Below are 23,384 nucleotides of genomic sequence, written 5' to 3' on the forward strand. Positions count from 1 at the left end.
GCGGCTTTGGCCTGAGATGGCTTCCAGGAACAACCTGGAAAATTTCTTAGTTTTGCGCCATTCGAGGTAAAAAGGTGAGATGTATCACGCTTCGCTACGGACGCGTGGGGACTGGGCATTCAGGAACGGCAGCAACAGCAGCGCAGAAATGCCTGCCGCGATAGCAATCACCGCGAAGTAACCGTTCCAGTGCCAGATATCGATCACACGCGCCAGCGGCCAGCCAGACAAAGATGCGCCGAGATAAGCGAATAGGCCAACAAAGCCGGTCGCGGCCCCCGCTGCCTCTTTGTGGGAGCACTCCGCTGCCGCCATGCCGATAAGCATCTGCGGGCCAAACACAAAGAATCCTGTGGTGAAGAAACAGGCCGCCTGCATCACGTAGCTGGCAAACGGCATCAGCCATAGCGAGCCTACCGAGAGCAAAATCCCGGCGGCAAATATCAGGTTCATTGGCCCACGGTTGCCATTGAAGAGTTTGTCTGACCCCCAGCCTGCCACCAGTGCGCCGATAAACCCACCCAACTCAAACATCGTTACCGCCGAGTTCGCAGTGACCAGATCCACGCCCAGAGTCTCCGACATGTAGAGATTACCCCAGTCGTTGATCGCCGCCCGAACCACGTAGACCAGGACATAGCACAGTGACAGCAGCCAGATATAAGGATTCCCCAGCACGTATTTGTAGAGGATTTCCCGGCGCGTCAGCCCTGCGCCTTCCTGCTGCTGGGCGATTTCCAGTTCATCGTGCCGCCAGTCACCTATCGGCGGCAAGCCTACGGTTTGCGGGCGATCGCGCAGACGCCAGCAGAGAAATAACCCGGCCAGAATAGCCAGCGAACCGGCGATCATCATCCCTGCACGCCAACCGTAATGCAGCGCCGCCGCGCCGACCACCATAGGGATTAGCGCCCCGCCGACGTTATGCGCGGTGTTCCATACCGCCCACCAGCCACCGCGCTCCGTACGGGAGTACCATGCCGTGAGCAAACGGGCGCATACCGGCGAACCCCAGCCCTGGAAAAAGGCATTCAGCACCCACAACAAGGCGAATGCCCAAAGGGAGGTGGAAAAACCAAAAAGAATGTTAACAACACCAGTGGCGATAAGCCCCAACCCCATAAAATAACGGGCGTTTGAGCGATCACTGACGATGCCGGAGAAAAATTTCGACAGCCCATAAGTTATGTAAAATAGCGTAGCCAACAGGCCGATATCGGTACGTGTCATCACGCCGCTGGCGAGAATTTCCGGCGCGGCGGCATTAAAGCTTTTACGGGTGAAGTAAAACAGCGCATAGCCCAGCCAGATGGTGATCAGAATATGTCGACGCCAGTAGCTATAGCGGGCGTCAATTTCGGCTTTATCACTAACGGGCGTCGCCGCCGGTGGGGCTTTCAGGAAAGTGAACATCGTCAGTCCTTACGCGTATCTCAATGGCAAACTGACGCTGACGCGCGTGCCGTGAGTACAGGAAATAGTGAGGGTTCCGCCGAGCGCCGTGACCCGTTCGCGCATACCTGCCAGGCCAAAACCTTGATGCCCGGAGTCGGATGGCAGGCCGCTGCCGTCATCTTCAATTACCAACATCAGGCGCATGTCCTGCTGCCAGCCCTGGATCGTTACTGCGCTGGCGCTGGCGTGTTTCACAATGTTATTTAGCCCTTCCTGGCAAACGCGGAACAGCGTAACGCGCTGGCTTTCGCTCAGTAGCGGCTCGTCGATTTTCCAGTCGAGGTGGCTCACGATGCCACGGCTTTCCAGCTCCATTTCACGCATCAGCGAACGAATCGCCTGCCCCAGAGATAAATCATCCAGCTGGCGCGGGCGCAGGCGTCCCAGCAGACGGCGTACCGAATCATAAATCCCAAGGGACAACTGTTCGATATGCGCCCCACCCAATTTGACCCCTTCGTTTCCCGGAGCCAGGCGCTGCACAATCCCCGCCTGGGTACGAATCGCGGTAATGGTCTGGCCGATGTCGTCATGAAGTTCGCGCGCCACTTCACGCCGCACGCTCTCTTCGGTTTCCAGCAGGCGTTCAGCAAGACGGTGATTGCGCGCAAGCTCAGTTTGCAGGGACTGGTTAAGCTCACGCAGGCGCTGGATCCCCGCACCCAGCAACAGCCCGGTCAGGCTTTGTGCCAGCAACGAAAGCAGCAGATCCACCGGGTGATCGTGCCAGGTTTGGCTGGCGATCAGCGCAATGGCGTTCATCAACGTCGCGATCAGCGCGCCCTGCCAGCCGTAATGCCAGGCCAGGGCGATAATCGGCAATGCCAGGCAAAATGGGGTAAAGCGGGAAAGTTCGGCTGGTAGTCCAAGTTGTAGCCACAAGCTGACCACAAACAGCAGCAGATACCAGATAAGGTGACGAGCACGCCAGTTCACCGGCTGTGAAACCAGTCCCGGCCCCAGCGGCTGCCAGACGGTACTGGTGAGGTAATGCCAGATAACCAGGCAGGTTGGGGCCAGGGTTAACCCGCCGGTCAGCGTGAGCAACAGCGCGTTCAGGGTCTCCTGCCCTTGCCCGATCCACGGTAACGACTGTAACAGTGCGGCGGCAATCAGCGCCCCACCCTGACGCAGCAAGGTGCGCCAGTCGCGCTGATGGCGGTAGCGGGAAATCAGCGCCACGGGTAGGAGGGTTAGCACACCACCGATCATCAACAGTGGAAGATGCGCCAGTGCGACTTCCTGCGCCAGCCAGACGAGCATCAACCACTCCGCGCCGAGCAATACAGGCCAGTAGCCGCGCGGGCATTGCAGCATCAGCCCTAAACGCAGGCCGAAGGGAAACAGCAGTACTGCAAGCTCAGGCCGTTCCACCAGGTGCAAGCTGATGCTCCACAGGCAAAACCAGCTGGCTGTGAAGATAAAAAAACTGGCGGCGACGGAGATAAGCCGGGAGAAAAAGGGTTGCATCACCATCCGTCAAACAGGCGATGAGCCAGTCCGACATCGTTGCTGACGTCGAGTTTTTCCATCAGATTGGCGCGATGCACGTGAACCGTCTTCGGCGACAGCCCAAGTTCGGTGGCAATCTCTTTGACCGCCATGCCCTGGGCCAGTTTTTCCGCCACCTGGCGCTCGCGTTTGGTTAGCGGATCCTGCCGTCCGGCCGCCAGTTTAATGGCAATGTCTGGCGTCAGGTAGCAGCCGCCTGTCGCCACCGTATGGACCGCGGCAATCAGCTCATCCGGGCTGCAGCGTTTTGACAGAAAGCCACGCGCACCGGCGTTTAAAGCCTGCTCCACCAGCGCCGGGCTGTCGTGAACCGACAACATAATCGTCGCCATCCCTTTTGGTAACTGGCTGAGTAGTTCCAGCCCGGAAATATCCGGCATCGAGATATCGCAAATACACACCTGCACGCCACGCCCCGGCAGCCCGGACAGCGCTTCGCGCCCGGAGCCGAACTCAACCACAATCTGAAAATCTGGCTCCAGCCCCAACAGCTGTGCAAAGCCAGAGCGGACGATAAGGTGGTCGTCAATAAGGGCGATGGTTATCATGATACTTTCCAGGAAGGTAAAAACGCGCTTACCTTAGCGATAAGCGCGAAGCTGTTCAAGCCTTAAGCAATTCCAGTGAAGCCACAGGCAGGGGCAATTCACGACCCTGCTGTTTTAGAGAAAGGTATGCCGCTGTGAAAACGAAATTCTTCGTCCGGGCTGCTAATCAATGCCGCTTCGACCTCGCCAAAGAAACGCACACGATCGCTGATGTCCCCACCTGCAATCTGTTCTGCCAGCGCTAGATAATCCTGATAATGCCGTGCTTCCGAACGCAGCAGCGACAAATAGAATTTCTGTAATTCATCATCCAGGTGCGGAGCCAGAGAGGCGAAACGCTCACAGGATCGCGCCTCGATATACGCCCCACAAATCAGTTTATCCACCAGCATAACCGGCTCATGAGTACGCGTTTGGCTCAGCAGCGCTTTGGCGTAACGGCTGGCGGTCATTTTCACGTAAGGAATATTGCGGGCGATCATGATCTCACGCACCTGCCAAAAGTGGTGCAGCTCTTCTTTAATCAACAATACCATGCTGTCGATAAGTTGCTGGCCCCAGGCACTCTGCGTTTGCGGCATGACGTTCTTGCTCAGGGTTTTATGCAGCGCGACAAAATCAGGTTCGGCTCCCTCACGGAAAGCGAAATCTTCATAGGGTTTTAGCCAATCAAGTAAAAACTGCGCACTGCTTTTATCGGCAACATATTTGCGAATCAAAAACATCGCCGTTTGCGCAGCTTTGAGTTCGCACACCAGATGGTCAGTCAGCAGCAATGGCAAATGCTCCGGCTGGCAGGCTTTTTCAATCCATGCATCAGGCGTTGGGCAGTGCAGAAAATTCAGTACCGGGGAGAGTAGTTGCGGGTAGTTCATAATGGGGAGTTATCTTTCCTTGATGTGCAGCGGCAATCGCCGCTGCACAGAAGAGATTAGTGGCGTACGCCGTCGTCGTCTTCGTCAGCTAAATCTTCGTCGTCATCACCTTCTTCACCGTCTTCGCCATTCGGATCTTCGTAGTAAGTGCCCCAACCGTCATACTCCACACCGAATTTCTCAGCGAGGTTCAGCAGTTGTTCTACTTGCTCATCCAACAGCTCAGCTTTTAACGCACTTTCACTCAGCACGTCACAGCAGATAACGGTATCACCCTCTTCCACTTCGAGCTCTTCCGGGTCAGTAACTTCGTAACCCATTTTGAAAGCTTCAACAGCTGCTTTTTCAAGAGTTTCGAAATCGTCTGCGGAAAGGTGATGCTCGATAGTATACAGCGCGTCAGGATCGCTGCCGTCTTCCAGTAATTCTTCAATAATCAAACGCGTTTCTTCGCGTTGCTCTTCGAGTAGTTCTGGATTTGCCATGGCCCTTTCCTCAATTTGTAGGCAGATACTTCTATTTTCACACACGGCTGAGTTTGCCTCCACCTTTCCCGATAAAGATTTATCCATCGGGGGTTGCAAATGAATATTCATACATATAAATTGAATATTAATTCAATAAATGGCTTGTGCCATGCGAGGAAAATATGAGTCATTTCTATCAAAAGCATTTTCTTAAATTACTGGATTTCACACCTGCACAGCTTCATGAGTTACTTACCCTGTCTGCCAAACTAAAAAACGATAAGAAAAAAGGCACTGAAGTTCAGCATCTTACTGGAAAAAATATCGCGCTCATCTTCGAAAAAGACTCGACTCGTACGAGGTGCTCTTTCGAAGTTGCCGCATTTGACCAGGGCGCTCGCGTCACTTATCTCGGCCCAAGCGGAAGCCAGATTGGGCATAAAGAATCAATTAAAGATACGGCGCGTGTACTAGGCCGTATGTATGACGGTATTCAGTATCGCGGGTTTGGTCAGGAAATCGTTGAAACACTGGCGCAGCATGCTGGCGTGCCAGTGTGGAACGGGCTGACCAATGAGTACCATCCCACGCAATTACTGGCCGACCTGCTGACAATGCAGGAGCACATGCCAGGCAAAACTTTCAAAGAAATGACGCTGGTCTATGCGGGTGATGCGCGTAATAACATGGGCAATTCCATGCTCGAAGCCGCCGCTCTTACCGGGCTGAATCTGCGCCTTGTGGCTCCACAAGCCTGCTGGCCTGATGAAAAGCTGGTGGCAGAATGCCAGGCAATGGCCGCTCACAATGGCGGGAAAATCACGCTGACGGAAGATGTTGCCGCAGGCGTTAAAGGAGCTGACTTCATTTATACCGATGTGTGGGTATCTATGGGTGAGGCCAAAGAGAAATGGGCCGAGCGTATTAACTTGCTGCGGGCCTATCAGGTTAATAGCGCGATGCTGGCGTTGACCGGCAATCCGCAGGTTAAATTCCTGCACTGCTTGCCTGCATTCCATGATGACCAGACGACGCTGGGCAAGCAGATGGCAGAACAATATGACCTGCATGGCGGTATGGAAGTGACGGACGAGGTGTTTGAGTCGGCAAACAGCGTGGTGTTCGACCAGGCGGAAAACCGGATGCACACCATTAAAGCGGTGATGGTGGCTACACTGGTTAAGCTTTGATTTTCAGTGGCGGATGGTTGTAGTCCTCCGCCACTGTATTTTATACCCAAAATAATTCGAGTTGCATCGAGGCGGCAAAAGAAGGAATCCCGATGAGCTTACATAAGTAAGTGATTCGGGTGAGTGAGTGCAGCCAACAAAGAGGCAATTTGAAGTATGAAGGGTATTTAGGCCATCAACATCTTCACAACGACTTTACGCACAGTCGCCGGTTTCCCCACAGCGCACAGCGGTTTGTGAACTTCGCCTGGATAAAACACCACGAAATCCCCTTCATTTAACACGATGGTTTTTTCCTGCTCGCCTTCTGGCAGGAACGCAATGTCCTTATCAGCCAGCCAGTCAGTTTCCGGCGTACCAGCTGGCAGGCAGCTAAACGTCATACCTTCCAGGCCGCGCATCACAATCTGGATATCCAGATAGCGCTGGTGAAACTCTGCCGGGCGCTCTTCAATAGGTTGCGTAGAGTCTTCAGAAACCAACATAAACAGACGGTTACCGTCGATGTCATGCTTGCCTAATGAGGTTTCTGGAGTGATGTGCTGTTTAACATGCTCAATCGCCTGACGCAGTTCTTCAGGAAGCCAGGATTGCAAAGAATGAATGTTGCCAATAATCATGATTAATACCTTTTTGAAACGATGTTTTATTACGGTATTTATACGAGCATTCACCTTTTGCCGCCATGAGTTTTTTAAGAAAACCTGTGCTGGCGCATGTTTAGCGCAAAACATGTTACAGCTTTGTATCAGCCATGAGGTTTTTATGCATAAAAAAAGCATAACCTCAAAATAGATCCCGCTGGGATAGTTCGTAACCTTCTGTTTAAAAAACAAAATTATTTAAAACTAACCACCAGTCACATTTTAAACCTGGTAAGTAAGCGCAAATTTAGTCATAACTATTTTGTTTATTTTCCCATGCTGTGGATGAAAAATACGGCTTTATGCATAGTTATATTTAAATTTCAAAATACTGCTAAATTTCAACAAGTTAAAAAACATCAGTTTGTTCACCCAATAACATTGGGTTAACACTAATAAAATAGAATATGCATAATTTCGCGTAGTTATTCAGACTGCTCAATTGCTTTATTTATAATTCCATGACAGCTATCAATTAATTAACAGAGAATTTAAATGTCCCTTGAGCGCGTGATTAAGCTCACATTAAATATCCCTCATGAAATTAACATACGCCTCGAAGACATTTCGAAAGCCTATTTAACTTGCGGTAATAGCTAACTATTACCACTGATATTTTCATCTCAGGATTAATGCAAAGGAATAGTCATGGACAAGCACTATGTTGGTTCCGAAATTGGACAACTTCGCAGTGTAATGCTGCATCGCCCTAATCTGAGCCTGAAAAGACTCACCCCATCTAATTGCCAGGAATTATTATTTGACGACGTTTTATCTGTAGAACGTGCTGGCGAAGAACACGATATATTTGCTAATACATTACGCGGTGAGGGGGTTGAGGTTTTATTACTGACGGACCTTCTCACTCAAACGCTGGATGTCAGCGATGCCAAGGCATGGCTGCTGGCAACACAGATTTCTGACTACCGCCTTGGCCCAGCATTTGCCTCCGACATTCGCAGCTGGCTTGCAGATATGTCACATCGTGAATTGGCTCGCAGGCTGAGCGGCGGCCTGACTTATGGTGAAATTCCAACTTATATTCAAAATATGGTTGTCGATACCCATGAAGTCACCGACTTTATTATGAAACCGCTCCCTAACCATTTATTCACCCGCGATACTTCCTGCTGGATTTATAATGGCGTATCTATTAACCCAATGGCGAAAGCCGCACGCCAACGTGAAACAAATAACCTGCGAGCGATTTACCGTTGGCATCCATTATTTACCGATGGAAACTTTATTAAATATTATGGCGACGACAATATTAATTATGACCACGCAACATTAGAAGGCGGTGATGTATTAGTCATTGGCCGTGGTGCGGTATTAATTGGTTTGTCTGAGCGCACCACTCCGCAAGGTGTCGAGTTCCTCGCTGAATCATTATTCAAACATCAACAAGCTACTCGCGTTATTGCCGTTGAACTGCCTAAACACCGTTCCTGTATGCACCTCGATACCGTGATGACACACATCGATATCGACACCTTCTCCGTCTACCCGGAAGTGGTCCGCAAAGACGCCCAGTGCTGGACGCTAACCCCGGACGGTCGTGGCGGCATCAAACGCCATCAGGAGCCAAACCTGCTGCATGCGATTGAACAAGCGCTGGGTATCGATCAGGTCCGTTTAATCACCACTGGCGGTGATGCGTTTGAAGCTGAACGTGAGCAATGGAATGACGCCAATAACGTGCTAACCGTACGCCCAGGTGTGGTCATCGGCTATGAACGCAATATCTGGACCAACGAAAAATACGACAAAGCGGGCATCAAAGTCTTGCCGATTCCTGGTGACGAATTGGGCCGTGGTCGCGGTGGTGCACGCTGCATGAGCTGCCCACTAGAACGTGACGGTATTTAATCCAGGGAGAGATGAAATGGAACACAAACCGACACTGGTTGTAGCACTGGGCGGCAACGCGCTATTGAAACGCGGCGAGCCTCTGGAAGCAGAAATACAACGTAAGAACATTGATTTAGCGGCTAAAACCATCGCACAACTCACCTCCTCCTGGCGTGTCGTGCTGGTTCATGGCAATGGCCCACAAGTCGGGTTGCTGGCACTACAAAACAGTGCCTATGAAAAAGTGACGCCATATCCACTCGACATTCTTGGAGCCGAAAGTCAGGGAATGATTGGCTACATGCTACAGCAGTCGCTGAAAAATCAGCTGCCAAACCGGGAAGTCAGCGTATTGCTGACTCAGGTAGAAGTGGACGCCAACGACCCCGCATTCGAAAGCCCAACGAAGTACATCGGCCCGGTGTATGACAAGGCGCAAGCCGACATGCTGGTTGCGGAAAAGGGCTGGACAGTTAAAGCCGACGGCCAGTATTTCCGCCGCGTAGTGCCATCCCCACAACCAAAACAGATTGTGGAAAGCGATGCGATCACAGCCCTTATTCAGCGCGATCACCTGGTGATTTGCAACGGTGGCGGCGGTGTTCCGGTAGTCGAAAAAGCCGACGGCTACCACGGTATCGAAGCGGTGATTGATAAAGATCTTTCCGCCGCATTGCTGGCGCGCCAGATCGAAGCCGATGCGCTGTTGATCCTCACCGATGCCGACGCCGTCTATCTCGATTGGGGCACGCCAACTCAGCGACCAATTTCTCATATTACGCCGCAGGAACTGGATGCCATGAAATTCGACGCCGGTTCGATGGGCCCGAAAGTCGCTGCCTGTAGCAAGTTTGTGGCGCAGTGCCACGGTATTGCCGGGATTGGAGCGCTTGAGGATGGCCCGGCAATTCTGGCGGGTGAGAAAGGTACGCTGATTCGTATTGCTTAATAATTTCAAAAGGATAAAAAAATGACTATCAATCTGAAAAACCGCAACTTTTTGAAACTGCTGGACTTCAAACCTGTAGAAATCCAGTACCTGATCGACTTGTCTCGCGAACTGAAAGCCGCCAAAAAAGCAGGTACTGAGAAGAAAACCCTGGTGGGCAAAAACATCGCGCTGATTTTCGAAAAAACCTCCACCCGCACGCGCTGCGCATTTGAAGTCGGCGCGTTCGATCAGGGTGCGCTGGTGACGTACCTCGGCCCAAGCGGCTCGCAAATCGGCCATAAAGAATCCATGAAAGATACCGCCCGCGTTTTAGGCCGCATGTACGACGGCATTGAATACCGCGGCTACGGCCAGGATATTGTCGAAGAACTGGGCGAGTACGCAGGTGTTCCGGTGTGGAACGGCCTGACCAATGAATATCACCCAACTCAAATTCTCGCGGATTTGATGACCATGCTTGAGCACGCGCCGGACAAAAAACTTCAGGATATCGCCTTCGCTTATCTGGGTGATGCTCGCAATAACATGGGCAATTCCCTGATGGTGGGTGCTGCGAAAATGGGTATGGATATTCGCCTGGTCGCGCCAAAAGCCTTCTGGCCTGAACCTGCCCTGGTTGAGCAATGCCGCGCGATTGCTAAAGAAACCGGTGGTCGCATCATGTTGACCGATAGCGTCGAAGAAGGTGTGGCAGGCGTTGATTTCCTCTACACCGATGTGTGGGTTTCTATGGGCGAGCCTAAAGAAGCCTGGGCTGAGCGCGTCAGTATCATGACCCCCTATCAGGTTAACCAAAATGTCATCAATGCTACTGGCAACCCGAATGTGAAATTCATGCACTGCCTGCCAGCCTTCCATAACGAACACACCAAAGTCGGTAAAGAGATCGAGCAGGAATACGGCCTGAAAGGGCTGGAAGTGACTGAAGAAGTCTTTGAATCAGCGCATTCCATTGTCTTTGATGAAGCCGAAAACCGTATGCATACGATTAAAGCCGTCATGGTTGCCACGCTCGGAGAGTAATTCGCACTGGCGGCGGGGATGCCCTCGCCGCCACCCGTGCATTCATGCTGCATCCCACAGCAAGAGGAAAGGAAAATGGCCGATGCTACCCACGGAGATGTCGCCGAGACATCCACAACAAAAGAAACAAAATTAGGGCTTAGCGCGCTGGTTGCGCTGGTAATTGGTTCAATGATTGGCGGTGGGGTATTCAGCCTGCCGCAAAACTTTGGCTCCGTCGCCTCACCGGGCGCGTTACTCATTGGTTGGGTAATTACCGGAGTCGGGATGTTATGTCTCGCCTTTATCTATCAAAACCTCAGCTCCCGTTGCCCGGAACTTGAAGGCGGCGTCTATAGCTACGCTCGCGCTGGATTCGGCGATTTCATCGGCTTCCAGTCTGCCTGGGGATACTGGTTCTCCGCCTGGCTGGGCAACGTTTCCTACGCGGTATTACTGTTTAGCGCGATGAGCTTTTTCATCCCGGTATTCGGCGATGGTAATAACCTGCCGTCGATAATCGGCGCATCTATAGTGTTGTGGCTGGTACACGCACTGGTTCTGCGCGGCGTACGTGAAGCGGCTTACATCAACACGATCCTCACCGTCGTCAAAGTGGTTATCCTGCTGGTGTTTATCGTCGCGGTGTTGATAGCCTTTAAGATCGGTGTCTTCACAGCCGACTTCTGGGGCCGCATGATGCTCGTCAACGGCACCGCGCCTGAGCTGTTCGATCAGGTGAAAAATACTATGCTGGTGACCACATGGGTGTTTATCGGTATTGAAGGGGCAACCGTCGTTTCTGCTCGTGCCGCAAATCGTAGCGATATCGGTAAGGCTACAGTGATTGGTTTGCTGGGCGCACTGGCAATCTATGTGCTGGTCAGCGTGCTGTCGATGGGGATTTTGGATCAGGCATCCCTTGCCGGGCTGAGAAACCCTTCTATGGCAGGCGTGCTGGAGAGTGTAGTTGGGCCATGGGGTGCTAAATTTGTTGCCGGTGGCGTTATTCTTTCTGTTGCCGGTGCCCTGCTCGCCTGGACGCTATTCGCCGCAGAACTGCCTCGCGTTGCCGCCAAAGACGGGATCTTCCCGAAAATCTTCGCCAGGGAGAACGCCAGACATTCACCTTCGTTCTCATTGTGGATAACCAACGGCCTGATCCAGTTATTCCTCATCCTCACTCTGTTCTACCAGGCGGGTTATCAGGCGCTGTTCTCTATCGCAACCGCCGCCATTCTGCCGCCGTACCTGTTTAGCGCCGCCTATGGTTTGAAACTTGCCTGGACGGGTGAACGCTATGCGAAAGGAGAATCACGCACCAGCGGTTTAATACTCGGCGTTATCGCCACCGTTTACGGTTTCTGGCTTTGCTACGCCGCTGGCGACTCAATGCTACTGAGTTCGTTGCTATTCACCCCAGGGCTTGTGGTCTTCCTGTGGCAGAAGAAACAGCAAGGGCAACAAATGCTGAAGGGTTATGAATGGGCAATCGCTGCGGCAATTCTACTGTTAGCAGCCTGGACGTTAAAACTGGTTGTTTCCGGTTCTATTCAGATTACCTGATAACTATGACGCCCCGAAAGGGGCGTTAAATTCTAATAATAATACATTTAGCAACATTATTTGTTGGTTAGATTGGAAAAATCTGATCGAGAAAACGGTTTGGATTTATAAGCAGCGTAAATTAGTCGCCTGATAAATCAAGGAATGGTGAATGCAATGAGCGTATCCCACGCACCCTCGGAGAAGGATCATAATCAGCTAACACTCTGCCAAAGACTCATTGTCCATAAAAGCTATCAATCGCAAGAAGAACTGCGCCGCGATATGCAGCTCCACGGATTTGAAAACATTAGTCAGTCTACGGTGTCCCGTCTGCTGAAATTGCTTGGCGTTATCAAAATACGTAACGCCAAAGGTCAGAAAATTTATGCATTAAATCCGCAATCTCAACCCGCACCGGATGCAGCACGTTCAATAGCGGAGATGGTAATTAGCGTCGAGCATAATGCTGAGTTTGTCATGATTCATGCCGTTCATGGATACGGGCGGGCCATAGCAAGAATTCTCGATTATCGTGCCGTGCCAGAAATTTTAGGCGTAGTAGCGGGCAGCAGCATTGTATGGATTGCACCACGCGAGGTACAAAAAACCGCACAGGTCCATCGGCGAGTTATGCAAACCCTTGGATTACATTAGAGTCGGATAAATATTCACAGCAACCGATTGCTAATGGCCAAAATATGTGAATTTATCCCTTGAAGTGTCCTCCCACATGCGTATAATGCGCCACAATTTGCCGGAGGAAGCATGGTCCAGTGTGTTCAAAAAATTGCCACACCACGTCGTCTAAAAGACGGCGCTAACCTGTTTTTTTCTCCGTTGCAGCAATCAATTCCAAAGGCCCCTCATTGAGGGGCTTTTTTTTTGCCCGACGCCCGAGAACAGGAGATAAACATGGCTAACCCCCTATATCAAAAACATATCATTTCCATAAACGATCTCAGTCGTGAAGAACTTGAACTGGTGTTGTCTACGGCGGCAAAACTGAAAGCGAATCCGCAACCTGAACTGTTGAAACACATCGTTGTTGCCAGTTGCTTCTTTGAGGCTTCAACGCGTACTCGTCTCTCTTTTGAGACCGCGATTCACCGTCTGGGTGCATCGGTTGTCGGCTTCTCCGACAGCAGCAATACCTCGCTGGGTAAGAAAGGCGAAACACTGGCCGATACTATTTCAGTTATCAGCACCTATGTTGATGCAATCGTAATGCGCCATCCGCAAGAAGGTGCTGCACGCCTGGCAACGGAGTTCTCAGGCAATGTACCGGTGTTGAACGCAGGTGATGGTGCCAACCAACACCCAACACAAACGCTGCTGGATCTGTTCACCATCCAGGAAACGCAGGGGCGTCTGGAAAACCTGAATATCGCCATGGTCGGTGACCTGAAATATGGCCGCACCGTGCACTCTCTGGCACAAGCCCTGGCGAAATTTGAAGGTAACCGCTTCTACTTTATCGCGCCAAATGCGCTGGCAATGCCGAAATACATTCTCGATATGCTGGATGAAAAAGGCATCGTCTGGAGCTGCCATGAAGCTATCGACGACGTTGTAGGCGAGTTGGATATTCTGTACATGACTCGCGTACAGAAAGAGCGCCTGGACCCGTCTGAATACGCCAACGTGAAGGCGCAGTTTGTCCTGCGTGCAGCAGACCTTGTCGATGCCCGCGAGAACATGAAAGTGCTACACCCGCTGCCACGCGTTGATGAAATCACTACGGATGTCGATAAAACCCCGCACGCCTGGTATTTCCAGCAGGCAGGCAACGGTATTTATGCCCGCCAGGCTCTGCTGGCGTTAGTTTTGCAACCTGAACTGGTTTGAGTGAGAGGAAGATTAAGATGACACACGACAACAAATTACAAGTTGAAGCGATTAAACGCGGAACAGTTATCGATCATATTCCTGCACAGGTGGGCTTTAAGTTACTGACTCTGTTCCAGTTAACTGAAACCGACCAGCGCATCACCATCGGCCTGAACTTACCTTCAAAAGAACAGGGCCGTAAAGACCTGATTAAAATCGAAAATACCTTCCTGACCGATGAGCAAGTTAACCAACTGGCGCTGTATGCACCGCATGCGACAGTAAACCGTATCGATGAATATGAAGTGGTCGGTAAGAGCAAACCGAGCCTGCCTTCACGCATTGATAGAGTGTTGGTTTGCCCAAATACCAACTGCATCAGCCGCAGCGAACCGGTTCACTCTTCGTTCGCAGTGAAAAAACGCGACGAGAACATCAGTCTCAAATGCAAATATTGTGAGAAGGAGTTCTCACATTACGTTGTGCTGGCAGATTAATCATTGCCGCTAAAGCTCTCGTCCCTATAATGGACGGGAGCTTTTTTGTTTGCCTACTCATCACGATTAATAACCTTTAGATTTCGAGTTGCAGGTAGGCGGCAAGGGATCTCATCCCCAGGAGCTTATATTAATAAGTGACTGGGGTGGGAGCACGCAGCCAACACCCCTGCGACTTGAAAGATATGGTTATTCTAAGGAGAAAGAATGTCTCGTATTATCAGCACCGAAAATGCCCCAGCAGCAATCGGCCCATATGTTCAGGGTGTCGATCTTGGCAGCATGATTATCACTTCTGGCCAGATCCCAGTGAACCCAAAAACAGGCACCGTACCGGAAGACGTGGCAGCACAAGCGCGCCAGTCTCTGGAAAACGTGCAGGCGATTGTTGAAGCCGCTGGCCTGAAAGTGGGCGATATCGTTAAAACGACTGTTTTCGTAAAAGATTTGAATGACTTTGCGACCGTAAACGCAACTTACGAAGCATTCTTTAATGAGCACAAAGCGACTTTCCCAGCGCGTTCTTGCGTGGAAGTAGCTCGTCTGCCTAAAGATGTGAAGATTGAGATCGAAGCGATTGCCATTCGCCGCTAACGATTGAATTTAAGGCCGCTTTCGCGGCCTTTTGTTTTGTCGGATGGCGCTTCTGTACGACCTACTTAACACTCGCCCGCAACAATTTCTGCAACGGATACACCGCCGCAATCACCACTTCATCCTGCGTTTGCGCCGCTTCATCGAGCTGTTTTTGAATCCCCTGAACTTCATCAGCGCTCAATGTTCCCTGTTTCGCCACTAAGTCCGTTAATCGCAAGCCAATTCCCGCCAGTTTATCGACATTTTCAGCCACTGGTTTCAGCTCTTTAAGCTGGTAATTGCCATCGATAAGTTCCAGCACATCTGGCGTGTTACTTTGCCAGCGAGCAAAAGTACGGTGCAAAGACTCCGCACTGTTACTGTCCTCCGGGTCGGCTATTAGTTTATCGGCCCAGAGATCCAGCGCACGCACCTGGTTGCTTTCTGCGCCTAGTGCATCAGCAAAGCGGTTTAGCGGTTCGAAATGATGGTAATTACCCGCCTGGAATTTCAGATGCTGGCGGGTGTAATACTGTGCGGGTTCAACGGCCTGAGCGAGGATCTGCAACGGCATAATTTCCGTCGAACCCGCAAGGCGCGTCATTTGTAGAGCTGCAGCAGCGTGCTGCTGTAGGCCAACTGAAACGGTTGACCACGCATCTATCGCCTGCAAACGCTGGTACATATTATCGATATCTTTCACATCTTCGGCGGACCACAAACGTTCAGCGACCGCAAAGGCACGCGGCCACAGCTTGATATCCAGTAATGGAGATGCCACGTTTTCAGCCCACAGAGCCGCCTCGCCACCGAGGATATTGCTCATCTGCTCAGGGGTTGGCACCACAGGCTGGATGCCATCAGGCACGTCATCTAATTTCTGGCCGGTTGCAGGGTAACGCACATTGCCCACCAGCATATATCCGCTCAATTTGTCTTTATCGAGCGTTAATACCGGGCGTGTTTCTCCCATCCAGGTGTCCACGGTGAAGGTCACCTGCGTTGGGCTTAGCCATTCGATATCGCGCACCGCACGGCGTGATTTTCCTTTGAAGTCGATAAACCCACGCCATGAATTTTTCCCATTCACCAGCGTAAAGCTGCCTTCCACGGCACTACCTTTAAGGCGCGGCATACTGAAGAACCAGCTTTGCGCGCTGTCAGCTTCGGTAATTTTGTCGATGCCGTTCAGGCCCTGCGGCTGGATCTCGTTGCGATAGTGGTAAGCGGTGGACTGCGGCTGATCCAGATAGAAGCCGGTGGAGAGAATGCCTTTGTAGCCGTTCGCGGCGACGGTCCCCAGCGCATCCTGTCCCTGCCATGATTGGATCAAAATACTTTTCGGCAGATCCGGGTGATAGATCTCATCCCAGCCCATCATGTGACGTTGATGTTTTTCGAGGATCTTCTCCAGGCGCTGGTTGAAGTACGTCTGCAATGCGTGGGTATCTGCCAAATTGTTCTGCTTCATAAACGTCTGGATTTCTTTCGAATTTTGCCAGTGTTCAGCATCAACTTCATCGCCGCCGATGTGCAAATAGCCGTCCGGGAAAATCGCCGTCAGCTCGCCAATCATGGTATCGACAAATTTATAGGCCGCGTCTTTGGTCGGGTTAAGCAGCGGTTTCAACACGCCCCAATGGCGCTCCATTTGATATGGCCCCGGCGCGCTCATCAGTTCAGGATAAGCCACCGCAATCGCCGATGCGTGTCCTGGCAAGTCCATTTCTGGCACCACGCGGATGCCAAGAGAAGTCGCGTAGCGCACCACTTCTTTCATCTGCGCCTGGGTGTAAAAATCACCGTCGCTCGCCAGTTGCTGCAATTTTGGATACGCAGTGGAAGCAAAGCGCCAGCCCTGATCGTCGGTTAAATGCCAGTGCAGCACGTTCATTTTGGCGGCGGCCATGCCATCTAACTGACGCAGAATATCTTTGATTGGCATGAAGTGGCGGGCGGAGTCGATTAACAATCCACGCCACGGGAAGCGAGGCTGGTCTTTGATGGCGACAAACGGAATGGCGGTGTTTTCCGGGCCATTTTGAATCAGCTGCAACAGGGTTTCCATGCCGCGCATCGCGCCAAATCGCGTGTTTGCCGTGAGCTTTACACCGTCAGCGGTGACGCTTAATTCGTAGCTTTCATCGCTGTCGAGTTTTGGCAGTGGGGCAACGATATTTTTGATTTGGATATTGATAGTCGGTTTGGCGGGATTCGCCTGAGCGGGTTGCAACTGCCAGCCCGTTTGCTGGGAAATTCGCTGCCGCCAGCGTTCGGTGGCACCAGGCAGTTTGTCGCCGCTGATTTTTATGGAAATGGCGTTATCAATTTGCAGCATGCCTTCCGCTGCCGGACGGTTAACTTCCTGCGGCCAGGGCATCAGTGGCAAATCACCAGCTGGTGCGGCCCAGGCCGGGCAAGTTGCAGCGATGCAACCTGCCAGCAGGCTCAAACGTATGGATTTAAACATGAATATTCCTTTAACAATGACGGGCCAGAAAAAAGCAAAAACAATCTGGTAACACGTGAGGAAATATTCATCAAGGTTATGGCGAGATGTGGATCACATCCCGCTCATATTTACTATACCCATTAGCATTCGAGTTGCAGCCAGGCGGCCAGGACGCTCACCCCAGGAGCTTACTTGAGTAAGTGACTGGGGTGAGCGTCTGCAGCCAACGCCGCTGCAGCTTGAAGGATGATGGGTATATTATTGCCAGCCGTAACGACGGCTGTAGAACCCTTTCATACACTGAGTCAGCGTCATATATCCGGCGAGGATCGCAATCAGCCATGGGAAGTAGCTCAGCGGCAGCGCCTGAAGTTGCAGGTAGCTTGCCAGCGGAGTGAACGGCAGGCTGATGCCAACTACCATCACCACCAGCGTCATGATCATCAACGGCCAGGCGGCACGGCTCTGAATGAACGGGATACGGCGGGTGCGAATCATATGCACAATCAATGTTTGCGACAGTAAACCGACCACGAACCAGCCGGTCTGGAATAGGGTTTGCGCTTCCGGCACGTTCGCCTTAAATACCCACCACATCACGCAGAACGTCAGGATGTCGAAGATAGAGCTGATTGGCCCGAAGAACACCATAAAACGGCCTAAGTCTGACGGGTTCCAGCGCTGCGGTTTCTTGATTTGCTCGTCATCAACGTTGTCGAACGGAATCGCCACCTGGGACACATCGTACAGCAGGTTTTGAATCAGTAAGTGCAACGGCAGCATCGGCAAGAACGGCAGGAAGGCGCTCGCCACCAGTACGCTGAACACGTTACCGAAGTTAGAACTGGCGGTCATTTTGATGTATTTCAGCATGTTGGCGAAAGTACGGCGACCTTCGATAACGCCCTCTTCCAGCACCATCAGGCTCTTTTCCAGCAAGATGATATCTGCGGCTTCACGCGCAATATCCACTGCACCATCGACGGAAATACCGATGTCTGCGGCACGCAAGGCCGGGGCATCGTTAATGCCGTCGCCCATGAATCCAACCACGTGGCCTTCGCCGCGCAGCAGACGCACGATACGTTCTTTGTGCATTGGCGTCAGGCGGGCAAACAGCGTGGTACGCAATGCCAGCGCCGCCAGCTCTTCGTCGGCCATGTTTTCGATATCACTACCGATTACTAACTCGCCAACATCCAGCCCCACTTCACGGCACACTTTCGCCGCTACCAGCTCGCTATCCCCGGTCAGGATCTTAACGGCAATGCCACTGGCTTTGAGTGCTTTCAACGCAGGTGCGGTTGTTTCTTTCGGTGGATCCAGGAACGCGATATAGCCTTCGAGGATCAGATCAGATTCATCCACACGACCATAATCTTCACAACGCGCTGGCAGGAATTTGGTCGCCACCGCCACCACACGCAAACCCTGGCGGTTCAGATCGTCAGTCACGCGGCGAATACGTGCCAGCATGGATTCGCTCAACGGCACGATTTCATCGCCATAACGCACTTGCGTGCAGACGTTGAGGATCTCCTGCAACGCGCCTTTGCAGATCAGCTGATGCACATCCGGCTGCTCAGAAACCACTACCGACATGCGGCGGCGCTCAAAGTCGAACGGGATTTCGTCCACTTTTTGCCAGCGTGTGGCTGCGTTACGCGCATGATCCTCATCAACCCCTTCCAGCACCGCGACATCAAGCAGGTTTTTCAGCCCGGTCTGGTAATGGCTGTTAAGCCATGCGGTATGTAGCACCTGGTCGCTCGTGGCACCCAAAATATCGGTGTGCGATTCCAGAACAATGCGGTCTTGCGTCAGCGTGCCGGTTTTATCGGTGCACAAAATGTCCATCGCGCCGAAGTTTTGAATCGCGTCGAGGTGTTTGACGATCACTTTCTGTTTCGAGAGTTTTACCGCCCCGCGAGCCAGCGTTGAAGTGACGATCATCGGCAGCATTTCAGGCGTCAAACCCACCGCAACGGAGAGCGAGAACAGCGCCGCTTCCCACCAGTCGCCTTTGGTGAAGCCGTTGATCAGCAGCACAATCGGCGTCATCACCAGCATAAAGCGGATCAGCACCCAGCTTACGCGGCTGATGCCTTTCTGGAATGCGTTCGGCTCGCTTTCTTGTTGGGTGACACGCCCGGCGAGTTGCCCAAACCAAGTGTTGCCGCCGGTAGAAATAATCATTGCCAGCGCCGTGCCGCTCACTACGTTGGTGCCCATAAAGCACAGCGTGTCGCATTCCAGCGGGTTGTTGTGCGACATGTCGCGGCTGACTGCCACCTTTTCAACTGGCAGCGATTCACCGGTTAGCGACGCCTGGCCGACGAAGAGATCGCGAGCCTGAATGACGCGCAAATCCGCCGGGATCATGTCGCCCGCCGCCAGTTTGACGATATCGCCCGGCACCAGTTGGTCGAGGGAGATTTCGACAAACTCGTTTTCACCGTTTTCATTCACCACACGGAGCACGGTGGCGGTGTTGCTGACCATCGCTTTTAGCGTGTCCGCCGCTTTGGTGGAACGCGCTTCCTGCACAAAATTCAGCAGCGTGGCAATCACCACCATCAGCGCAATGACGCCTGCGGCAAACAGGTCTTCGGTGGAATAGGAAACAATGCCGAGGATTGTCAGCAAGATGTTGAAAGGGTTGCGATAGCACAGCCACAAATGAACCCACCACGGCGACGGTTTTTGCGCCGGGATTTGGTTCGGGCCGTGGCGTTCGAGAGCGTTTTCAACTTCACGCACATTCAGCCCTTCCGGATGGCTTTGGAAATCGCGATACAGTTGTTCTTCAGATGCTTGCGCATATTTCAGGCAGGATTCGCTCAGTGAAGCCGGAACTTCTTGTGCGTGAGCAACAGTGTTGTCATCAGGCATCAGGTCGCGCTGGATCAGGCGACGAGGCAGGTGACGGCCCAGTTGTGCGAACAACTGCCGGGTGAGATTTTTTAACAGCATAAAAGAGTCCCTCGGCCCCACATAATATGGAGCCCGGTGACATGCAGGCGCGGCTCAGCCGACCTTACAGATCAAATTTTTTCATCAGCAGGGACAAATCGAAAAGGACGATTGAAGCCGCTGCCTTACGCTATCCGGTAAGGCTGCCACTTCTTATTGAGAAGGGTTTTTTACCGGATTATTCCTGTCATTACAGGGTCTGGACTGGGATCAGGTTCCATGTCGCCTCCGGTTAAAAGAAAAGTCATCACATTAGTCGCGGGCATTCTACGCCTCGAAACATCAACCTAACGTAAACCAGAATTTTTTCCCTTGTGATATTGTTTCGCCGCCGTACTCTAATGAGCAATTGATTGCCGGGAATAAGGATTGTTATGCAAAGCCGCCTCACGATAAAAGATATCGCCCGCTTGAGCGGTGTGGGTAAATCGACCGTCTCTCGTGTATTAAACAATGAAAGCGGAGTGAGTGCTCGCACACGTGAACGGGTTGAAGCGGTGATGCAGCAAGAAGGGTTTTCTCCTTCCCGTTCGGCGCGCGCCATGCGTGGCCAGAGTGATAAAGTGGTCGCCATTATTGTGACGCGTCTGGATTCGTTGTCGGAAAACCTCGCAGTGCAAACCATGCTGCCGGCACTTTACGAGCAGGGTTACGACCCGATTATGATGGAAAGCCAGTTCGACCCGGAGCTGGTTGAAGAACACCTCGGCATGCTCAAGCGGCGCAATATCGACGGCGTAATCCTGTTCGGTTTTACCGGTATTAATGAAAAAATACTCGCCCCGTGGCAATCAACGCTGGTACTGATGGCGCGGGATGCCAAAGGGTTTGCCTCGGTTTGTTATGACGATGAAGGGGCCATCAATATTTTAATGTCGCGCCTTTATGAACAAGGCCATCGTCACATCAGTTTCCTCGGCGTACCGCATAGCGATGTGACCACCGGTTTACGCCGCCATGAAGCCTATCTCGCCTTCTGCAAACAACATCAGTTGGCGCCAAATGTAGCCCTGCCGGGGCTGGCGATGAAACAGGGTTACGAACACGTCGACGAAGTTTTGCTGCCGGAGACCACCGCCCTGTTATGCGCCACCGATACCCTCGCTCTGGGTGCCAGCAAATATCTGCAAGAACACCAGAGCAACACGCTGCAACTGGCGAGCGTCGGTAATACGCCTCTAATGAAGTTCCTGCATCCGGAGATTATTACCGTCGATCCCGGCTATGCGGAAGCAGGCCGCCAGGCGGTATTGCAGTTGATCGGGCAAGTCACACAAGCACGCGATCTGCGCCAGATCGTTATCCCCAGCACCCTCCAGTAAATCACCACGATGACGGTTTATTGTGATCGTCGCTGGATTTCGGGAACGTTCCCATTTTCGTTGGGAAGATTAAAAGATAACCTTGCGGCAGATAAAAACTCTCTCCTTACTCTGGAACCTCATCATGGCCAAAGTGAAACAACAGGATATCGATAAGCTGATAGAACTGGTCGGCGGGCGTGAAAACATTGCTACCGTCAGTCACTGCATCACCCGCTTACGCTTTGTATTGAACAACACCGCAATTGCGAAGCCGAAAGAGATTGAAGAGCTGCCGATGGTTAAAGGCTGCTTTACCAACGCCGGGCAGTTCCAGGTGGTGATTGGTCCGGAAGTGGGCGATTACTACCAGGCATTGATCGCCGCCACAGGGCACAGCACCGCAGATAAAGAACAAGCGAAACTTGCCGCGCGTCAGAACATGAAATGGCACGAACAGCTTATTTCCCACTTTGCAGAGATCTTCTTCCCTTTATTACCGGCGTTGATCAGCGGTGGTTTGATCCTCGGGTTCCGTAATGTGATTGGCGATTTGCCAATGAGCAACGGGCTTACGCTCGCGCAAATGCACCCTTCCCTGCAATCGATCTACGACTTCTTATGGTTGATTGGCGAGGCAATTTTCTTCTATCTGCCAGTCGGTATTTGCTGGTCAGCTGTGCGGAAAATGGGTGGAACGCCTATCCTTGGGATCGTGCTCGGCGTCACGCTGGTATCACCACAGCTGATGAATGCCTATGAATTAGGTAGCAAAATTCCAGAAGTGTGGAACTTTGGCTGGTTCACTATCGAGAAAGTCGGCTACCAGGCGCAAGTGATTCCAGCGTTGTTAGCGGGCCTGGCTTTGGGCTTTATTGAGACGCGTCTGAAACGCATTGTTCCAGATTACCTCTATCTTGTAATAGTGCCTGTGTGTTCGCTGATTCTGGCGGTATTCCTGGCTCACGCGTTTATCGGCCCGTTTGGCCGCTGGATTGGTGATGGCGTGGCCTTTGCGGTTCGCCATTTGATGACGGGAAGTTTTGCGCCAGTTGGTGCCGCGCTGTTTGGCTTCCTGTACGCCCCGCTGGTGATTACCGGTGTCCACCAGACGACGCTCGCCATCGATATGCAGATGATTCAGAGCATGGGCGGAACGCCAGTGTGGCCGCTGATTGCGCTGTCTAACATTGCGCAGGCGTCTGCGGTTGTCGGCATCATTATTTGCAGCCGTAAGCATAACGAACGTGAGATTTCCGTTCCGGCAGCGATTTCCGCCTTCCTCGGCGTGACCGAACCGGCGATGTACGGCATCAACCTGAAATACCGCTTCCCGATGCTGTGCGCGATGATTGGATCAGGTATCGCAGGCTTGTTGTGTGGCTTGAGCGGCGTGATGGCGAACGGGATTGGCGTCGGCGGCTTGCCGGGCATTTTGTCCATCCAGCCGCGTTACTGGGAAGTATATTCTCTGGCGATTCTGATTGCCGTAATCGTGCCAATTGTACTGACCAGCGTGATGTACAAGCGCAAGCATCGTCAGGGCACATTGTTGGTGGTGTAGTTTTTTATAATTTGGTTTTCAAAATATGCCCTAAATAATTCGAGTTGCAGCAAGGCGGCAAAGGAGTGAATCCCCAGGAGCTTACTAGAGTAAGTGACTGGGGTGAACGAGAGCAGTCAACACAGCAGCAGCTCGAAGTATGACGGGCAT

The 23,384-nt window shown here is 52.1% G+C and carries 20 protein-coding genes; 12 read left to right on the forward strand and 8 right to left on the reverse strand.

Going from position 1 to position 23,384, the window contains the following annotated elements; genetic code table 11:
• Positions 1–84 precede the first annotated feature (84 nt).
• The 5 genes from LVQ76_RS06540 to rraB form a co-directional block, all read right to left on the reverse strand.
• Complete coding sequence (locus tag LVQ76_RS06540; protein WP_064513986.1) at positions 85–1,413, reverse strand: MFS transporter; 1,329 nt, start codon at positions 1,411–1,413, stop codon at positions 85–87.
• Positions 1,414–1,422: 9 nt separating this feature from the next.
• Positions 1,423–2,925 carry a signal transduction histidine-protein kinase/phosphatase UhpB gene (uhpB, locus tag LVQ76_RS06545; RefSeq protein WP_232921255.1) on the reverse strand — a complete coding sequence of 501 codons (1,503 nt, stop codon included), beginning with the start codon at positions 2,923–2,925 and terminating at the stop codon, positions 1,423–1,425.
• The gene (gene uhpA, locus LVQ76_RS06550; RefSeq protein ID WP_232921256.1) at positions 2,925–3,515 is read right to left on the reverse strand and encodes a response regulator transcription factor UhpA; all 591 of its coding nucleotides are present in this window, start codon (positions 3,513–3,515) and stop codon (positions 2,925–2,927) included. The genes uhpB and uhpA overlap by 1 nt, the downstream gene beginning before the upstream one ends.
• 98 nt (positions 3,516–3,613) lie before the next feature.
• The gene (gene miaE, locus LVQ76_RS06555; RefSeq protein WP_232904479.1) at positions 3,614–4,390 is read right to left on the reverse strand and encodes a tRNA isopentenyl-2-thiomethyl-A-37 hydroxylase MiaE; all 777 of its coding nucleotides are present in this window, start codon (positions 4,388–4,390) and stop codon (positions 3,614–3,616) included.
• 56 nt (positions 4,391–4,446) lie between these two features.
• A complete protein-coding gene (rraB, locus tag LVQ76_RS06560) occupies positions 4,447–4,875 on the reverse strand; it encodes a ribonuclease E inhibitor RraB (protein WP_064513995.1) in 429 nt (142 codons plus the stop codon).
• 99 nt (positions 4,876–4,974) lie between these two features.
• On the opposite strand from rraB, the gene argL reads away from it, so the two are divergent.
• Both argL and argF (LVQ76_RS06565) read left to right on the forward strand, forming a co-directional pair.
• On the forward strand, positions 4,975–5,043 hold the full coding sequence (argL, locus tag LVQ76_RS22455) for a putative translational regulatory protein ArgL (RefSeq protein ID WP_407643460.1): 69 nt from the start codon (positions 4,975–4,977) through the stop codon (positions 5,041–5,043).
• Positions 5,040–6,047 (forward strand): ornithine carbamoyltransferase, encoded by a 1,008-nt coding sequence (gene argF, locus LVQ76_RS06565; protein ID WP_232921257.1) that lies wholly within the window; start codon positions 5,040–5,042, stop codon positions 6,045–6,047. Before argL ends, argF (LVQ76_RS06565) begins: the two co-directional genes overlap by 4 nt.
• 167 nt (positions 6,048–6,214) lie before the next feature.
• On the opposite strand, the gene LVQ76_RS06570 is transcribed toward argF (LVQ76_RS06565), so the two are convergent.
• Positions 6,215–6,667, reverse strand: a complete 453-nt coding sequence (locus tag LVQ76_RS06570; RefSeq protein ID WP_232921258.1) for a NanQ anomerase/TabA/YiaL family protein — start codon at positions 6,665–6,667, stop codon at positions 6,215–6,217.
• Between the two features lie 672 nt (positions 6,668–7,339).
• On the opposite strand from LVQ76_RS06570, the gene arcA reads away from it, so the two are divergent.
• From arcA to ridA, 8 genes are all read left to right on the forward strand, one after another.
• Complete coding sequence (arcA, locus tag LVQ76_RS06575) at positions 7,340–8,560, forward strand: arginine deiminase (RefSeq protein WP_232864685.1); 1,221 nt, start codon at positions 7,340–7,342, stop codon at positions 8,558–8,560.
• Between the two features lie 16 nt (positions 8,561–8,576).
• Positions 8,577–9,491, forward strand: a complete 915-nt coding sequence (locus LVQ76_RS06580) for a carbamate kinase (RefSeq protein WP_232904476.1) — start codon at positions 8,577–8,579, stop codon at positions 9,489–9,491.
• A gap of 21 nt (positions 9,492–9,512) precedes the next feature.
• Positions 9,513–10,517, forward strand: a complete 1,005-nt coding sequence (gene argF, locus LVQ76_RS06585; RefSeq protein ID WP_151993014.1) for an ornithine carbamoyltransferase — start codon at positions 9,513–9,515, stop codon at positions 10,515–10,517.
• A gap of 75 nt (positions 10,518–10,592) precedes the next feature.
• Positions 10,593–12,062, forward strand: coding sequence for an arginine-ornithine antiporter (gene arcD, locus LVQ76_RS06590; protein WP_151993013.1), 1,470 nt, complete (start codon positions 10,593–10,595; stop codon positions 12,060–12,062).
• Positions 12,063–12,218: 156 nt separating this feature from the next.
• Positions 12,219–12,698, forward strand: a complete 480-nt coding sequence (locus LVQ76_RS06595) for an arginine repressor (protein ID WP_226811972.1) — start codon at positions 12,219–12,221, stop codon at positions 12,696–12,698.
• 258 nt (positions 12,699–12,956) lie between these two features.
• Positions 12,957–13,889, forward strand: coding sequence for an aspartate carbamoyltransferase (pyrB, locus tag LVQ76_RS06600; RefSeq protein ID WP_154150851.1), 933 nt, complete (start codon positions 12,957–12,959; stop codon positions 13,887–13,889).
• 17 nt (positions 13,890–13,906) lie between these two features.
• Complete coding sequence (gene pyrI / locus LVQ76_RS06605; protein WP_151993011.1) at positions 13,907–14,368, forward strand: aspartate carbamoyltransferase regulatory subunit; 462 nt, start codon at positions 13,907–13,909, stop codon at positions 14,366–14,368.
• Between the two features lie 207 nt (positions 14,369–14,575).
• A complete protein-coding gene (gene ridA / locus LVQ76_RS06610; protein WP_064514015.1) occupies positions 14,576–14,962 on the forward strand; it encodes a 2-iminobutanoate/2-iminopropanoate deaminase in 387 nt (128 codons plus the stop codon).
• Positions 14,963–15,023: 61 nt separating this feature from the next.
• Here ridA and LVQ76_RS06615 read toward each other — a convergent pair whose 3' ends face one another.
• Entirely contained in the window at positions 15,024–17,414 is a 2,391-nt protein-coding gene (locus LVQ76_RS06615) for a beta-N-acetylhexosaminidase (protein ID WP_232921259.1), read from the reverse strand.
• Between the two features lie 240 nt (positions 17,415–17,654).
• A complete protein-coding gene (mgtA, locus tag LVQ76_RS06620; protein WP_232921260.1) occupies positions 17,655–20,369 on the reverse strand; it encodes a magnesium-translocating P-type ATPase in 2,715 nt (904 codons plus the stop codon).
• Positions 20,370–20,743: 374 nt separating this feature from the next.
• Between mgtA and treR the strand changes: the two genes are divergently transcribed.
• Positions 20,744–21,691: a trehalose operon repressor TreR gene (gene treR / locus LVQ76_RS06625; RefSeq protein WP_232904473.1), complete on the forward strand. Its 948-nt coding sequence runs from the start codon at positions 20,744–20,746 to the stop codon at positions 21,689–21,691.
• A 124-nt stretch (positions 21,692–21,815) separates the two neighbouring features.
• A complete protein-coding gene (gene treB, locus LVQ76_RS06630; protein ID WP_232921261.1) occupies positions 21,816–23,234 on the forward strand; it encodes a PTS trehalose transporter subunit IIBC in 1,419 nt (472 codons plus the stop codon).
• Positions 23,235–23,384 lie beyond the last annotated feature (150 nt).

The organism is Buttiauxella cochleicola, assembly GCF_021283185.1.
In the GTDB taxonomy this organism is placed as follows: Bacteria; Pseudomonadota; Gammaproteobacteria; order Enterobacterales; family Enterobacteriaceae; genus Buttiauxella; species Buttiauxella massiliensis.